At 54.8% G+C, this 15264-nt stretch carries 14 protein-coding genes; 12 read left to right on the top strand and 2 right to left on the bottom strand.

Annotation, left to right across the window (positions count from 1 at the left end; genetic code table 11):
- The first annotated feature begins 174 nt into the window (after positions 1–174).
- The 9 genes from OEL57_RS02195 (at position 175) to OEL57_RS02155 (ending at position 8572) form a co-directional block, all read left to right on the top strand.
- Positions 175–2766: a cobyric acid synthase gene (locus OEL57_RS02195; RefSeq protein ID WP_300736466.1), complete on the top strand. Its 2592-nt coding sequence runs from the start codon at positions 175–177 to the stop codon at positions 2764–2766.
- Between the two features lie 112 nt (positions 2767–2878).
- The gene (locus tag OEL57_RS02190; RefSeq protein ID WP_300736463.1) at positions 2879–3379 is read left to right on the top strand and encodes a hypothetical protein; all 501 of its coding nucleotides are present in this window, start codon (positions 2879–2881) and stop codon (positions 3377–3379) included.
- A 174-nt stretch (positions 3380–3553) separates the two neighbouring features.
- The gene (locus OEL57_RS02185; protein WP_300736460.1) at positions 3554–3955 is read left to right on the top strand and encodes a helix-turn-helix domain-containing protein; all 402 of its coding nucleotides are present in this window, start codon (positions 3554–3556) and stop codon (positions 3953–3955) included.
- Positions 3931–5211 carry a type II toxin-antitoxin system HipA family toxin gene (locus OEL57_RS02180; RefSeq protein ID WP_300736458.1) on the top strand — a complete coding sequence of 427 codons (1281 nt, stop codon included), beginning with the start codon at positions 3931–3933 and terminating at the stop codon, positions 5209–5211. Before OEL57_RS02185 ends, OEL57_RS02180 begins: the two co-directional genes overlap by 25 nt.
- A 201-nt stretch (positions 5212–5412) precedes the next feature.
- Entirely contained in the window at positions 5413–5670 is a 258-nt protein-coding gene (locus OEL57_RS02175) for a helix-turn-helix domain-containing protein (protein WP_300736456.1), read from the top strand.
- Entirely contained in the window at positions 5667–6965 is a 1299-nt protein-coding gene (locus OEL57_RS02170; protein WP_300736454.1) for a HipA domain-containing protein, read from the top strand. Before OEL57_RS02175 ends, OEL57_RS02170 begins: the two co-directional genes overlap by 4 nt.
- Before the next feature lie 47 nt (positions 6966–7012).
- Positions 7013–7969, top strand: coding sequence for an adenosylcobinamide-phosphate synthase CbiB (gene cbiB / locus OEL57_RS02165; RefSeq protein WP_300736451.1), 957 nt, complete (start codon positions 7013–7015; stop codon positions 7967–7969).
- 52 nt (positions 7970–8021) lie between these two features.
- Entirely contained in the window at positions 8022–8267 is a 246-nt protein-coding gene (locus OEL57_RS02160) for a type II toxin-antitoxin system CcdA family antitoxin (RefSeq protein WP_300736448.1), read from the top strand.
- A complete protein-coding gene (locus OEL57_RS02155; RefSeq protein ID WP_300736446.1) occupies positions 8267–8572 on the top strand; it encodes a CcdB family protein in 306 nt (101 codons plus the stop codon). Before OEL57_RS02160 ends, OEL57_RS02155 begins: the two co-directional genes overlap by 1 nt.
- Before the next feature lie 4 nt (positions 8573–8576).
- On the opposite strand, the gene rfaD is transcribed toward OEL57_RS02155, so the two are convergent.
- The gene (rfaD, locus tag OEL57_RS02150) at positions 8577–9566 is read right to left on the bottom strand and encodes an ADP-glyceromanno-heptose 6-epimerase (protein ID WP_300736443.1); all 990 of its coding nucleotides are present in this window, start codon (positions 9564–9566) and stop codon (positions 8577–8579) included.
- A gap of 305 nt (positions 9567–9871) precedes the next feature.
- Between rfaD and OEL57_RS02145 the strand changes: the two genes are divergently transcribed.
- The 3 genes from OEL57_RS02145 (at position 9872) to OEL57_RS02135 (ending at position 13811) form a co-directional block, all read left to right on the top strand.
- A complete protein-coding gene (locus OEL57_RS02145) occupies positions 9872–11875 on the top strand; it encodes a molybdopterin-dependent oxidoreductase (protein ID WP_300736441.1) in 2004 nt (667 codons plus the stop codon).
- Between the two features lie 71 nt (positions 11876–11946).
- Positions 11947–13128, top strand: coding sequence for a methyl-accepting chemotaxis protein (locus tag OEL57_RS02140; protein WP_300736439.1), 1182 nt, complete (start codon positions 11947–11949; stop codon positions 13126–13128).
- A gap of 20 nt (positions 13129–13148) precedes the next feature.
- Complete coding sequence (locus OEL57_RS02135) at positions 13149–13811, top strand: OmpH family outer membrane protein (RefSeq protein ID WP_300736436.1); 663 nt, start codon at positions 13149–13151, stop codon at positions 13809–13811.
- A gap of 68 nt (positions 13812–13879) precedes the next feature.
- Here the strand turns inward: OEL57_RS02135 and OEL57_RS02130 are convergent, their stop codons facing one another.
- Entirely contained in the window at positions 13880–15208 is a 1329-nt protein-coding gene (locus tag OEL57_RS02130) for an anaerobic C4-dicarboxylate transporter (RefSeq protein WP_300736433.1), read from the bottom strand.
- Between the last annotated feature and the right edge of the window lie 56 nt (positions 15209–15264).

The following is a 15264-nucleotide window of genomic DNA, read 5'->3' as shown; positions in this document are numbered from 1 at the left end:
GTCTTGACCATCTCCGGCGGTATCAGTGGAGAGCCGTTTAATAATGATCATCTGGAATTTCTCACCATGTTGTCCCGTTATGCCACCATTGCGCTGGCCAATGCCGGTGTTGTCTACAACCTGAAGAAACAACTGGCAGCGTCTGAATAAGCTGTTTGCCCATCCTGCCCTGATATGACCAACCTGAGCCAGCAGCCGGTACGACATAGCCATGGTGGCAATCTGCGCGGCCTGAGCGCCCTGTCAGGGATTCCACAAGCCGAGCTGCTGGATTTCTCCGCCAACATCAACCCGTTGGGGCCGCCAGACTGGTTGCGTCCGCTGATTGAAAGCCGGATCAGTGACCTGATCCATTACCCTGACCCGGATGCAACCGAACTGGTTGAGGCGATAGCTGCCCTGCACCGGATACCGGCTGACCAGATCCTGGTGGGTAACGGCGCCACCGAGCTGCTGCATCTGCTGCCCCGTGCGCTGGGCTGCTCTTCCCTGCTGCTGCCGGTGCCCAGCTATGCTGATTATGAGGAACCGGCCCGGCTTTCTGGCCTGACTATTCAGCCGTTTCCACTTGCTCCAGACAATGGTTTTCTGCTTGATCCAGCCCGCCTTGTGCCACTCTTGAGGCCTGACCAACTGGTGCTGCTGGGCCAGCCCAATAATCCCACCGGTCGCACCTTTGATGCTGAAGCCCTGCGTCGGATTGCAGCGGAGCATCCAGCTACTTTGTTTGTGGTGGATGAGTCGTTCATCGGCTTTACCGACGGCAGTCAAAGCCTGCAGCAGAACCGGCCTGCCAATCTGCTCGTCCTTACCTCCCTCACCAAGCTGTACGCCATTCCCGGCCTGCGCCTGGGCTATCTAACCGGCGCTGCAGGGCATATCCAGCAACTTAAAAACTACCTGCCCAACTGGACCGTCAACAGCCTGGCCCAGGCCGTGGGTGCGCGGGCGGTGCAGGATGTCGATTATCTGCAACGCAGCCGCAGCTTTGTGATTCGGCAGCGTGAAGAACTGACCCGTGCGCTTGCCAAACTCCCCGGTCTGACAATCTACCCCGGCGAAGCCAACTTCCTGCTGCTGCGGCTGGATCATGCCACGCTTGATGCTCCACAACTTGCCGGATTAACCCTGCAACAGGGGATCGCCCTGCGAGTTTGCAGTAATTTCAACGGTCTTGACCATCGTTATTTCAGGGTGGCCGTGCGGACTGAACCGGAGCAGGAACAGCTTTGCGGTGTCTTGCAGACGATTCTGGCACCAAGCCGCCAGCAACCGGTCAAGCGTCAGACTCCGGCAATCATGTTTCAGGGCACCGGCTCCAATGCCGGCAAAAGCATCCTGACCGCGGCGCTCTGCCGTATCCTGAAGCAGGACGGCCATGACGTGGCGCCGTTCAAGGCCCAGAACATGTCGCTTAACTCCTTTGTCACCCGCAATGGTGGCGAGATGGGGCGGGCCCAGGTGCTGCAGGCCCAGGCCTGTCGGCTTGACCCGGATCTGCGGATGAATCCGGTGCTGCTCAAGCCCAACAGTGAGACCGGTTCACAAGTGATCCTCTGCGGCAAGGCTGTGGGAAACACGGATTTCAAGAGCTATGCAGAACAGCGGGAAAAGGTCTGGGGTACGGTGCAGCGTTGTTATGATGAACTGGCAGCAGAGCATCAGCTGATGGTGCTGGAAGGGGCTGGCAGTCCGGCTGAGGTCAACCTGAAGGCCAATGATATCGTTAACATGCGGATGGCGCAGCATGCCAATGCGCCGGTGCTGCTGGTGGGGGATATTGACCGGGGCGGCGTGTTTGCCTCCTTTGTGGGAACCATGGAGGTCTTGAACGAGGCAGAGCGGGCCATGGTGGCCGGGTTTGTGATCAACCGCTTCCGGGGCGATGCAAGTCTGCTGGGGGATGCCCTGGAATACACCCTCTTCCATACGGGTAAGCCGGTGCTGGGTACGGTGCCCTATTTGCGGAACCTTGGCTTGCCGGAGGAGGATTCAGTCTCCTTCAAACAAGGGCTTCTGCCAACCGGCGAAAAGGATCAGCAACTGCTTGATATTGCACTGCTTGACCTGCCCCATATCTCTAACTTTACTGACCTTGATCCGCTGGGGCTGGAGCCTGATGTGGGCCTGCGGATTGTCCGTAATGTAGCTGATCTTGGGCGGCCCGATGCCCTGATTCTGCCCGGCAGCAAGAATACCCTGGCTGACCTGGCCTGGTTGCAACAGACCGGACTGGCAGCAGCTATTCTTGAACTTGCACAGGCTGGAAAGACTGAGCTTGTCGGCATCTGCGGCGGGTTTCAGTTGCTGGGTAACGGAATCAGCGACCCATACGCCATTGAATCCGGTGCAGATGAGCAGCAGGGCCTGGGGCTGCTAGCGATCAACACCGTCATGGCTGAAGAAAAAACCACCCGCCAGGCCAGCTGTCGTCATATCCCCTCTGGCTGTCTGTTAAGCGGCTATGAGATTCACCACGGCATCACCAGCGGAGACAATCTACAGCCGCTGATTACCAGTCAGGATGGCAGTCTACTTGGTGCTGGCAATCCGGATGGTCTGATCTGGGGCAGCTATCTGCACGGTCTGTTTGATGCTGATCCGTTCCGGCGCTGGTGGCTGGATCGCCTGCGACAGCGCAAAGGCTGGCAGGCTAACGGCAGTATCCGCGCCTGCTATGACCTGGAACCGGCCCTGGACCGGCTGGCTGACTGCGTGCGGAATAGCCTGGATATACGGGAGATCTATCGATTGTTGCGGGTGTGACCAGTATTCCGGCCAACATCTTTTTTGGGAAGATCACCGGTTCACGCGCGTGCGTGAACCGGTCAATAACAAGTTATACCAAGAAAAATTACCCCCCAAACGGAGGACTACTATGTTCACTGAAATCAATGCTGCCGTTCAATCTGCTAAAGCACTTTTTGAGGTAGTCAAAGCTAATAAGGGACTTGCCGAGTACAATGAAATTGTTGCCGCAGTTTCCGAGGTAAACACAAAGCTCATGAGTGCCACCGGAGTTGCACTCGCCAGTCAAGAGAAGCAAGTGGCGCTCACCAGCAGAATAAGCGAGCTTGAAAAGGAAATTGTGAAGCTGAAAAACTGGGAGCGAGAGGCGGAACGCTACCAACTTACAGAAATTTGTTCTGGAGTTTTTAACCTTACCGTTAAGCCAGGAATGGAGAACGGCGAGCCGCAGCATAAGCTTTGTACAGCATGTTTTATGAAAAGCAAAAAAGGCTATTTGCAAAGGTCGGACTTTAACAGCCAAGGGACTCATTATAAATGCGACTGTTGTGGCTTTGAAATTCTTGACCATTCTCAAAAACGAGAAACGGGATCTATACGCAGAACATACAGTAGCGCCGCACATTTTTAACATTCTCATCTCTCCTTTTACCCCACCAAAAACGAAAGGCGAGGTATAACCAGACAGAAGCACCTGCCCTAAAACCCGGTAGGTGTTCTGCCCAGCCGCTAATGCATATTAGTATGGACTTTTTGTGGTCCTTATTGTAGCTTAAATAACAATAAGGACCTTTAAGAGGCTGTTATGCAAAAGTTTAAAACAATAGAAGAGCTGGAAGAACAATTAGGGCAACAAATACGTAATCTTAGGATTCTTCGTAATTTGGCGCAGAGTGAACTTGCCGAAAGAGCAGGTGTTGCCCTGAACGCAGTTAAGCGGCTGGAATCGGGGCAAACCTCGACAACAAAGTCATTGGTAAAGGTATTGAAAGCCCTTAATCGCACAGAGTGGCTGGGTACCTTGGCTCCCCAGGTTACCGTCAATCCGCTCCAGCAGGTGCGTCTAAAGCTCCCCGGCAAAAGGTGTTCAGATCAAGGAAGCCTGCTGCGAAATGAACGTAACGGTGACAACGGTGCATGTGACAATCGGCCAGCCATCCGCACTCATCACGATGAGAAACTATGTATAAACCAGTCGAAAAAATAGAGGTATTTGCCTGGGACGAAAAAGTTGGCGCTGTCGTACTTGATCCTTCAAGTGGCTATTATGTTTTTGCGTACTACCCCCAATTTGTTAAACTCGGCATTGAACTTGCCCCGATCCAAATGCCGGTCTCCTCTTCGCCGTATGTATTCGCCTACCTTCCAGAGCAGACATTCAAGTGCTTGCCGGCCCTCTTGGCCGATGCCCTCCCGGATGATTTCGGTAACAATCTTATTGATGCCTGGATGGCAAAAAAAGGTGTCCGCAAGGAAGACGTTACCTCTCTTGATCGATTGGGGTATATGGGCAAGAGAGGCATGGGGGCGCTTGAATTCAAGCCATCACGATCACATGCTTCGGCTTCAGCCACCACTGCACTCAAGATGTCGAGTCTTGTTGAGGCTGCTCGTCGGGCCGTGAGTGGCTGTATGCAAGCTGATGAGATGGCGGAAGCAGCGCTCAATCAGATCATCCAAGTGGGTACCTCGGCCGGTGGCGCTCGGGCAAAAGCTGCAATCGCCTGGAACCCGGAAACGAACGAGATCCGTTCCGGGCAGTTTGATGTGGCGGCAGGTTTTGAACACTGGCTGCTAAAATTCGATGGTGTCGGCAAAGATAGGGAGCTTGGCAGTTCAAAGGACTATGGCCGTATTGAATATGCCTACTATACTATGGCAACCATGGCCGGTATTGCCATGTCCCCTTGCCGCATTCTTGAAGAAAACGGCAGAGCCCATTTCATGACAAAGCGGTTTGATCGTAAGGGAAACCAAAAAATACATATGCAGACCCTCTGCGCTATGGCCCACCTTGATTACAAACAACTGGCCACGCATGATTACGCGCAGCTGTTCCTCACCATTGACCAGCTGGGTCTTGGGTACGAAGTGATGGAAGAAGCCTTCCGGCGAATGGCGTTTAACGTCATGAGTGCCAACTGTGATGATCACACCAAGAACTTCTCATTCATGCTGGAGAAGCGGGGACATTGGCAGCTATCACCTGCCTACGACGTCACACATGCCTATAATCCTCAAGGGGTTAATCTGCATCAGCACCTGATGTCGGTGAATGGCAAGTTCAAGGAGATAACTCGCGAAGACCTGCTGAAGGTAGCCAACCGGTTTGGTATAGGAACCGCAAGCAAGGTTCTTAAAGATATTGCCCACGCTCTGGATCACTGGTCTGAGCTGGCTCAGGCCGCTGGAGTAGACGGGAAAGAAATTGAAAAAATCCGCTCTCATCACCAGATTCTGTAGTGCTGACACGGTGATGTCATTGTATCGCTACCAGCGTCTTGTCAAAGGGTATGATTTGGGAATAATTCTGCGATAGCGCTATTATTGCCGGCACAGCCTGAAAATTACCTATAAATACCGCAATAGCATAATTTATATTGTCTTGGGCCTCATGCCATGCAATACTACCGTCATAGTAGTACGTATGGAGGTGTGTGTTGTATGGCAAAGACTGTTACGCCGTTACCAGTACCTGCGGCCCAAGCCTTGCTTGATGCCGAAACACTGGGCCGCTTTATCCGTGCTGCCAGAACCCAAAGCGGCATGGGTATCCATGAAGCAGCCGCCTTTTGTGGTGTTGCGGTCAGCACCATGAGCAAGCTGGAGCGTGCAAACGGCGATGTCCGTCTTAGCAGTATTCTGCAGGTTTGCCGGATGCTGGGGGTCACGCTGACGGTTTCAGCCGGGGGTAGCCAATGAGCGAGAGCCTGCTGGTAGCACTGAATCACCGGCCAGTGGGAACCTTGTCGTTTGAAGGTGCAACTGACCAGTATGCCCTTGCCTATGATCAAAGCTGGCTGGATAACGCCGGTTTCAGCATCTCTCCCCACCTGTCCCCTGAAGCAGCGCCTTCTGAAGCGCTGAAGCGGTTCCTTGCTAATCTGCTGCCGGAAGGGCGCTGGCTGGATGAGCTGTCGCTTACTCAACAAATTTCAAAAGCCAATATCTTTGGCCTGATTAACGCCATTGGCAGCGAGACCACCGGCGCTCTGACCTTTCTTGATAGCAGTCAGTCAACAGTGCAGACCCAGACCAGCTTTCGGGAGATTTCAACTACAGAACTGACCGAGCGGATCAGCCAGCGGGCAGATCGCTCGATTGCCATCTGGGATAACAAGCCACGTCTGTCGGTGGCTGGTGTGCAGGACAAACTGCCGGTTTTGATCATGCCGGACAACAGGATCGGCTTTGGCGAGGGCAGCCTGGCATCCACTCATCTCCTCAAATTTGGCACTAAACCGGATCTGCATCTGGTGATCAATGAATATATCTGTATGGAACTGGCCCGCAGGATGAAGTTGCCGGTGGCAGCTGTGCAACTGATCCGGTTTGGTGAGCCGGTGCTGGCAGTGCAACGCTTTGACCGCAGATGGTCGTCTCAGGGAACCATAGATCGTCTGCATCTGATAGATGGCTGCCAAATGCTTGATCTGCCGCCGATTTATAAGTATGAGCGCCCATTTGGTAAAAGCGGCCATGCCGCTGTGATCCGTTCCGGCGCCAGCCTGCCGCAGCTCTTTAGCGCCTGTAACCGCTGTCGGGTTCCGGCTGTTGCCCTGCGCGACCTGCTCCAGTGGGTGCTGTTCAATCTGCTGATCGGCAACAGCGATGCCCATGCCAAAAATATCTCCTGGTTTGTCGGATCAAGCGGCATAAAGATCGCACCGGCCTATGACCTGCTCTGTCTGGATAGCTATGCTGGTCAGTACGATCGTGATCTGGCGATGGCCGTGGGTGATACCTTTGATCCTGACGAGATACAGCCGTTTCAACTGCCAGAGCTGTGTGAAGCCTGCAAGCTGCCGCAACGGCAGGTGGCCCGGACACTGACGGCGCTCTGCCGGAACATGCTGCAGCAGCTTGCTACGTTTACACTGACGGTTGAGCTGAACGATGACGAGCAGGCCTTTGGTGATGCGTTGCTAACGCACCTACGGAAGAATGCAGAGAAATATTTGGGGTTTGCAGGAGAGCTACCCAGCGTGGTGGTATAGTTGTCGTTGCTTTTTACAGGATATGTGGAGAACACAACAATAAACCTATGATCCCTCTCTACCAACAGATACTGCTGGCTATACTGCTGGACCTGCTGCTGGGAGACCCGCGCTGGCTGCCCCATCCGGTGCAGGGGATCGGTTGGCTGGCACAAACGTGCGAAGCACCGCTGCGGCGGCTGATTGGCAATCAAAAAATTGCTGGAATTGTTGCGGTATTTTGGGTGGTAGGTGGCACAGTGGCGGCCGGTTTTGGGCTGCTTAAAGGTGCCTCACTGCTGCATCCATTGGCGGGTGATCTGGTAGCAATTTTGTTGCTCTATACCTGCTTCGCAACCCGCTCCCTGCATGACCACGCCCTGGCGGTCTATCGCCCACTGATGGCCGGTGATCTGGTGGCAGCGCGGCAGCGGGTGGGTTGGCTGGTGGGACGGGATACGGATCAGCTTGATGAGGGTGAGGTGACCCGCGCAGCAGTGGAGTCGGTTGCGGAAAACACGGTGGATGGCTGTACCGCTCCGCTACTGTTTGCCTGCCTGGCCGGGCCGCTGGGGGCGCTGGCCTACAAGGCGATCAGCACCCTTGATTCTACCTTTGGCTACAAGAATGAACGCTACCTGCTGTTTGGCTGGGGATCAGCCCGGCTGGATGATCTGGCAAACCTGATCCCTGCCCGGTTGACGGCTCTTCTGGTGGTTCCTGCGGCTTTGGTGCTGCGTCTGGATGCTGGCAATGCCTGGCGGATTTTTTGGCGGGATCGCCACAACCACCCCAGCCCCAACGGCGGACAGATCGAGTCGGCCGTGGCCGGGGCGCTGGGGGTGCAACTAGGTGGGGTGAACAGCTACTTCGGTCAGCCCAGCAGCAGGCCGTTTATGGGCGAGCCGCTGCAGTCGCTGGCAGCGCGGCATATCCTGCAGGCGGTGCAACTGATGTGGCTGGTGTATGGTCTGGTGGCGCTGATCGGGGTGGGGTGCAGGCTGCTGATCAACTCAATGTGTTGACAGTGGTTTGTATGCGTATCATAATGCGCATACAAACAGTGGAGGTGTTTTTATGCAACTTGCATACGATCATAATGCACCGCGTAAAACCGTTAACCTGACGGTTAATAGTGACCTGCTACGGATGATGCGTGCTGAAAAATGTAATTTTTCCGGTTTTGTAGACAGTGCCATGGAGGCGTATCTGAAACAGCGGGAGCTTGAGCGCTGGAAAGAGGAAAATCGCGCTTCCTTTGAATCGTACAATCAGATGATTGCAGCGCATGGTCCGATTTCAGAGGAAATGGGACTACTTTAGTGGCTCAATTCGATATCTATCACAATCCCATGCCCCGCAGTTCCAAACGGGCACCGTATCTGCTGGAAATCCAGAGCAACCTGATTGATGCAGTGACGACCTGTGTAATTATCCCGCTTGTGCTTCCTGACAGTTTTATCCCTGCCCGGATTCTGAACCCAACCATACATGTCCTTGGTGAACCCTACCTGCTCTGCACGGCGGAGATTACCGCCATACTACGTTCAAGGCTGGGGCGGCCAATACTATCCGCTGCCCCGTATCGAGCCGAGATTATATCTGCCATAGATCGATTACTGGTCTGAAATCCTACTCATCCCCCAGATGTTTGTTGGGGATCAGGTAGTTACGGATGTAATCGCTGACTGCTGCCTCCAGCGAGAGGGTTGCTGCGGTGTAGCCGGTCTGGCGGATCTTCTGGGTCTCGGCGCAGGTGTGGTACTGGTAGGTGTTACGGATTGATTCCGGCATGTCGATGTAGTCAATCGCCACCGGCAGGTCCATGGCGTTAAAGACCGCCGTTGCCAGACGGTTCCAGCTGGCGGTGCTGCCGCCGCCCACGTTAAAGATACCGGCTGCTTCGCGGTTGTCCAGAAAGTGCAGGGTCATGGCAGCGGCATCTTTAACATAGACAAAGTCCCGCACCTGCTCCCCATCGGCATAGTCAGGGCGGTGGGATTTAAACAGCTTGAGCCGGCCGGTCTCGGAGATCTGTTCGAAGGCCTTCTGCACCAGGGAGCGCATCTCCCCCTTGTGCTGCTCATTAGGACCGTAGACGTTGTAGTACTTTAACCCCACCAGCTCGGTCAGTAACCCCTGCTGCTGCGCCCAAAGATCAAACAACTGCTTGGAATAACCGTACATGTTCATGGGGCGCAGCTTGGTCAGCCGGGTTTCGTCATCGGAAAATCCCAGCTCGCCATCGCCGTAGGTGGCAGCGCTGGAGGCATAGATGAAGCGGGCCCCCTGCTCTTTGGCAAACAAGGCTGCCTTGCGGGAGTATTCAAAATTGTTGCGGATCAGGTAGCTGGCATCCCGTTCTGTGGTGGCAGAACAGGCCCCCAGGTGGATGATGGCCTGCAGCGGTCCTGAAAAACGTGAGGGAAGGGTGCCGTTGTCCAGCATCACCTCAAAGGCATCCTTTTCAAGGTAATCCTTGAACTTGAGCGGTGCCAGATTACGCCACTTTTCGGTCAGACCAAGGTGGTCTACCACCATAATATTTTCAATGCCGCGTTGATTCAGGCCATGTACAACTGCACTGCCGATCAGGCCGGCGCCTCCGGTTACAATGATCATGGATTTCTCCTTCAAAGCAGACTTGTCCTAAAATGGTTTTACCGCAGAGGGCACAGAGGAAAACAAAGAAAATCGAATAAATATATGGATAAATTGCTTAACCCTTTTGGTTTGAAAGGATGATCTAAATTGCCTCTGGTTTTACTCTGTGAACCTCTGCGTCCTCTGTGGTGAACGGCTTTTAGTTTATACATGGATAATTGCGAAAGAATTGAGTTCTGTCAAACTCATTTCAGAATTGTTTTGTTAAAACAGGCAGGCTACTATCGTACGGCTTAAGTTTGCAGCAGCGAGGAGAGCATAGTATGTCCTGCCGTTCTGTCTGCCCCTATGACTGTCCCGATGCCTGTGGTCTGCTGGTGACCGTTGAAGCCGGTCGAGCAATTAAGATTGAGGCTGACCCGGATCATCCGATCACCAAAGGGCTGATCTGCGGCAAGATGCGCCAGTACCAGCAGACCGTCCATTCTCCTCAGCGGCTGACCACGCCGCTGCTGCGGACCGGCCCCAAGGGGAGCGGACAGTTTGCTCAGATCAGCTGGGACGAAGCAACGCAACGGATCTGCTCCCGCTGGCAGGAGATTATTGCGGAACATGGCGCCGAGGCGATCCTGCCTTATTCCTACGCCGGTACCATGGGGCTGGTGCAGCGCAACAGCGGCCATCCCTTCTTCCACAGGTTGGGGGCCAGCCGTCTGGCCCGCACCATCTGCACTCCGGCCAAGGATGCCGGCTGGAAAGCGGTCATGGGTGATACCCCGGCCCTTGATCCTGTAGAGCGCAGCAAGAGTGACCTGATTATCCTCTGGGGACTGAATGCCGTTGCCACCAGCATCCACAGCATGGCCGCCACCCAGGCTGCAAGGAAACGGGGGGCCAAGGTCTGGGCTATTGATACCTACCGTACACCCACCTGTCAGTCCGCTGATCAGGTGATTATCGTTAAACCGGGCAGTGACAGTGCGTTGGCCCTGGGGATGCTGCGGGTGATCGTGGATGAAGATCTGCTTGACCGGTCCTTTGTTGCCGCCAATCTGCATGGGTTTGAGGAGCTGTGTGCTACCACTCTGCCGGAATGCTCTCCAGAGGCAATGGCAGAGGTCTGTGGTATTCCTGCTGATACGATCCGTGATCTGGCACGGGCCTATGCTGCTGCCAAAGCGCCTCTGATTCAGGTGGGTGGTGGTTTGACCCGCTACGCTAACGGTGCCATGACCATACGCTGTATCGCCTGTCTGCCTGCTGCCATTGGTGTCTGGCAGCGGCCGGGCGGGGGCTTGTTCTGCGGTACCTCCACCGGGGCAGCCTTTCCGCTGCATCGGGTCACCCGGGAAGATTTTATGACCAGCCCCACCCGGATCATCAATATGAACCAGTTGGGTAACGCCTTGACCTCACTAGACTCTCCTCCGGTAATGAGCCTGTACGTCTATCACTCCAACCCGGCAGTCATCGCACCGGACCAGAATGCCGTCATCAAAGGGCTGGAACGGGATGACCTGTTTACTGTGGTGCATGAACGCTTTCTGACCGATACCGCCCGCTATGCCGATATGGTGCTGCCTGCAACCAGTTCACTGGAACATCCTGATCTGTACCGCAGTTACGGCAGCTATCAGGCCCAGCGCTGCAGCGGGGTGATCCCTCCGGTAGGTGAGGCAAAATCTAACTGGGATACCTTCTGTCTGCTGGCAGCCGGGATGGGCTGGGATGAGCCGTTCTTCAAGCAGTCTGCCGATGACCTGATTGATCAGTTGCTGGCAGAGCCCAATGACTGGCGGGATGCTGCAATTACCGAACAACTCCGGCTGGGCGAACCGGTGCTGATGACACCGCCTACTTCACCACGGGGGCCCTGGCTGACGCCCTCGGGCAAAATTGAGATCCGCAATGATCGGGAACCGCATCCGCTACCCTGCCTGCTGCCTACCCATGCCGAGGCAGATGGTTTCCCGTTGCGTCTGCAGCCAAGCGTCAGTCTGTACAGCCTGAACTCCGGCTTTAATGAACGTGATGATCTGCTGGCAAAGCGGGGAGAGCCAACCTTGCTGATGCATCCGCTGGATGCAGCGGCGCGCCAGCTTACAGACGGCAGCGTGGTGACGGTGAAGAACCGGGAAGGTGAACTGGAACTGCTGCTGCAGGTAACCGAGCAGGTGCCTCAGGGAACCGTGGTCAGTGAAGGGGTCTACTGGCTTGATCGCAGCCGCTCCGGGCGTGGTATCAATGCCCTGACGTCGCAGCGTCTGACTGACCGGGGTGAGGGTAGCACCCTGTATGATGTGGCTGTTGAAGTGTCTGCAGCTTGAAAATACTGGTAAATTTAATGTTCATTAGATAATATCCTGCAAATAATTAATTTTAACAGTGGAGCATCAGCATGAGTTTCTTTGTGGATAAGTATTTGGGCTTAAAGATCAAAACGCGGATTTACCTGTTGGGAGTCTGTTACAGCCTCTGCATCATTTTTGCTGTGGGGGCTGGAAGGTCGCTTCCGCTTAGTTACGCCATTGGAGCCACTGCCCTGTTTGTAGTTGGCGGAGCTTTTTTCTGTGGGCTGTTATTCTGGTCAGTTAACGATGCCTTGCAACGTATCCTTGGGTATCTGAAGGAGATGACCGACGGCAACCTGCGTCAAAACATCTCGGCCAAGCGGAATAACGAGATCAGCGCCATTATCCGTTCCATCGCCACCCTGCAGACCGCCATGCAGACCATGATCTCCGGTATTCGTCAGACCACTGACAGTGTTGCCTCTGCATCGGATCGTCTCCGCCAGACTGCTGAAACCATAGCCGAGGGCACCGGCAGCGCCGCCTCTCAATCCGATGCGGTCAGCCAGTCAGCCGATGGCATGGCCAGCGTCAGCAGTGAGATCGCCTGCAGTTGCGATACCATGTCGGCCATGGCCACCGAGGCTGAGCAGGTCTCGCGGGAAGGCGAACGGATCATCTCCGGCATGTCGGTGGTGATGGGCAGTATTGAAGGGGTCATGACCGAGACCACCTCTGCAGTCAAGAACCTGGGTGATACCTCCAACCAGATCGGCGACATCCTTTCAACCATCGGTGATATTGCTGATCAGACCAATCTGTTGGCGTTAAACGCCGCCATTGAGGCTGCTCGGGCAGGTGATCAAGGCCGTGGATTTGCCGTGGTGGCTGATGAGGTACGTCATCTGGCAGAACGGACAGCTACTGCAACCCGTGAAATTCAGGGGATTATCACCGCTCTGCAACGTGATGTCCGGGCCGTGGTCGGTTCCATGGAACAAAGTGTCGGCAGCGTGCATGAAGGGGGCGAAGGGGTACGGCTTTCCTGCGAGGCGATCAGCAGTATTCGTGAGAAAATCTGCGAACTGCTCAGCCAGGTCTCCCATGTGGCATCAGCTTCTGCACAACAATCGAATTCAACCGTGGCTATCTCAGACAGCATGCACGGTATCACCTCGGTGATTCGTGAGGCAGCTCAGGGGGCTGACGAAACCAAGATTGCTGCAGCCCAGATGGCATCGTCATCGTCGGAACTGCAGCAGATGGTCAGTAAATTCAGAATCAATTAGTCGTACAAGAAAGGTGTGTTATGCAAAAATCGATACGAACTGTTCTTGTTTCCTGTTCTCTTCTGCTGGCCGCTCTGGCCGCTCAGGCTGCTGATCAACCGGCAGCACCGGTAACGCCACCAGCTGCTGCTGCGCCAGCTGCTGAGGTCGCTCAACCTGCCTTGAAACCTGCGCCAGGCCTGTCGTTGTTGCCAACAGCCAAAGAAGAGGCCAAGCCGGTTGTAATCACGAAGATCGGTGTGGTGGATATCAACAAGGTCTCAACTGATACAATTATGGGGAAGGCTGCTCAGGCTCAGATCAAGGCACAACAGTCAAAATTGCAGAAACAGGTGGAAGGAAAGCGGAAGCAGCTGGATAAGTTTAAGGCTGATACCGAGCGCCAACTGCCCAGCCTTTCACCCCAGCAGCGCGAAGCAAAATCAAAGGAATTCCAAAAGAAGATTGAAGAATTTCAGAAGTTTGGCATGAAGGCTGAGAAGGAGCTGATGGAGAACCAGCAGAAGTTGACCAAGGGTCTGTTTGAGGCGATCGGCAAGGCTGCCGATGAACAGGGCAAGGCGAAAGGGCTCGCTGCAGTGGCCACCAACCGTGATCTACTCTACCTTAGCTCAACTGTTGCCATGGTCGATATCACTGGTGATATTATTAAATCGCTGGATGAGAAGGGTGCCAAGAAGTAACAAGATTTTTGCGCACAACTAATAGTAAGGGGGGTGCCGTAATCGGTAGCCCCCCTTTGTTTTGGCGATTAGAATATGAAGCGTGAGATCATGTAGGCGATTACGGTGGAGACACTGACTCCCACCAGTCCGGGGATCATGAAGCTATGGTTTAACAGGTACTTGCCGATCCTGGTGGTGCCGGTGCGGTCCATGTTGATGGCAGCCAGATCACTGGGATAGAAGGCAAAGAAGAAGTAGGCGTAGCTGGCAGGCATTAGACCCAGCAGTAGCGGAACCGGCAGGCCCAGTGCCAGACCCAGCGGCAGGGTGATGGCCAGGGTGGCAGCCTGACTCTTGACAAAGGCGGAGATGCAGAAGGTGGCGATGGCAAAGGTCCAGGGGGCTATTTTGACCATGATGCCGATGTTATCAACCAGAAATGCTTTGTTGGCGGAGATGAAGGTATCGCTCATCCAGGCGATACCGAAGATGGAGACCACGGCGATCATACCGGCGGTGAAGACGCTGGAGTGGGCAATATCTTTGGCTTTGACATTACTGGCAAACATGATGAAGGCACCAAAGGCAAGCATGACAAACTGTACCACCGTGGTCATGGCAACCGGCTTTTTGTTGGCTGCAAGTGGAAGCAGCTCAGGAAAACTTGCCAGGAAAATGATCGTACCCACACCGGCAAAGAACAGCAGCACTGAAAACTTGGCGGTGGTAGAGATCTTCTGGTCCAGGGTGGTTACATTTGCATTCAAGGCATCGCGGAAATCGGGGTCTTCCAGCCGTGCCTGAAACTCGGCATCTTTATCCAGATCCTTGCCACGGTTAAAGCTCCAGGCTGCTGCAGCCAGTACCCCGATCACACCGGCTGGCATAGTAACCATAATAATATCAATCAGGGTGACCGGATACCCGGCCTTGGCGGCAAAGCCAAGAAAGAAGGTCACCGCTGCCGCAACCGGGCTGGCAGTGATCCCCATCTGGGAGGCCACGCTGGAGATGGCCATCGGCCGCTCAGGGCGGATACCGGTCTTCAGGGCCACGTCAGAGATAACCGGCAGCAGGGCATACACGGCATGGCCGGTGCCGCAGCAGACGGTCAGGAAGAAGGTGGAAAGCGGGGCCAGAATAGTCACGTACTTGGGTTGTGACCGCAGCAGCCGCTCGGTCAACTGCACCAGATAATCCAGACCACCAGCCACCTGCAGGGTAGCCGAAGCGGTTACCACCGCCAGGATGATCAGCATCACGGCGATTGGCGGTTCAGACGGGGCACTGCGGAATCCCAGTGTCAGCAACGCAACCCCCAGGCCGCCGATCAGACCCAGGGCAACGCCACCCCGGCGGATACCGATCAACACAGCACCCAGCACCAGTACAAATTGAATCCAGAACATTGCCATGACAGGCCTCCTCGACGTTATGTCGTCTGTTGCGCCCCGCAGGGCTCAGAATTACG

It is taken from the genome of Trichlorobacter sp., from assembly GCF_030247655.1.
In the GTDB taxonomy this organism is placed as follows: domain Bacteria; phylum Desulfobacterota; class Desulfuromonadia; order Geobacterales; family Pseudopelobacteraceae; genus Trichlorobacter.
The sequence above is the reverse complement of the archived record's forward strand: the minus strand, read 5'-3'. Positions and strand labels throughout refer to the sequence as shown.

Excerpts from the sequence above, each read along its gene's own strand:
- OEL57_RS02195 (WP_300736466.1), top strand. The coding sequence starts at position 175 with ATGACCAACCTGAGCCAGCAGCCGGTACGACATAGCCATGGTGGCAAT.
- OEL57_RS02190 (WP_300736463.1), top strand. The coding sequence starts at position 2,879 with ATGTTCACTGAAATCAATGCTGCCGTTCAATCTGCTAAAGCACTTTTT.
- OEL57_RS02185 (WP_300736460.1), top strand. The coding sequence starts at position 3,554 with ATGCAAAAGTTTAAAACAATAGAAGAGCTGGAAGAACAATTAGGGCAA.
- OEL57_RS02180 (WP_300736458.1), top strand. The coding sequence starts at position 3,931 with ATGTATAAACCAGTCGAAAAAATAGAGGTATTTGCCTGGGACGAAAAA.
- OEL57_RS02175 (WP_300736456.1), top strand. The coding sequence starts at position 5,413 with ATGGCAAAGACTGTTACGCCGTTACCAGTACCTGCGGCCCAAGCCTTG.
- OEL57_RS02170 (WP_300736454.1), top strand. The coding sequence starts at position 5,667 with ATGAGCGAGAGCCTGCTGGTAGCACTGAATCACCGGCCAGTGGGAACC.
- cbiB (WP_300736451.1), top strand. The coding sequence starts at position 7,013 with ATGATCCCTCTCTACCAACAGATACTGCTGGCTATACTGCTGGACCTG.
- OEL57_RS02160 (WP_300736448.1), top strand. The coding sequence starts at position 8,022 with ATGCAACTTGCATACGATCATAATGCACCGCGTAAAACCGTTAACCTG.
- rfaD (WP_300736443.1), bottom strand. The coding sequence starts at position 9,566 with ATGATCATTGTAACCGGAGGCGCCGGCCTGATCGGCAGTGCAGTTGTA.
- OEL57_RS02145 (WP_300736441.1), top strand. The coding sequence starts at position 9,872 with ATGTCCTGCCGTTCTGTCTGCCCCTATGACTGTCCCGATGCCTGTGGT.
- OEL57_RS02140 (WP_300736439.1), top strand. The coding sequence starts at position 11,947 with ATGAGTTTCTTTGTGGATAAGTATTTGGGCTTAAAGATCAAAACGCGG.
- OEL57_RS02135 (WP_300736436.1), top strand. The coding sequence starts at position 13,149 with ATGCAAAAATCGATACGAACTGTTCTTGTTTCCTGTTCTCTTCTGCTG.
- OEL57_RS02130 (WP_300736433.1), bottom strand. The coding sequence starts at position 15,208 with ATGGCAATGTTCTGGATTCAATTTGTACTGGTGCTGGGTGCTGTGTTG.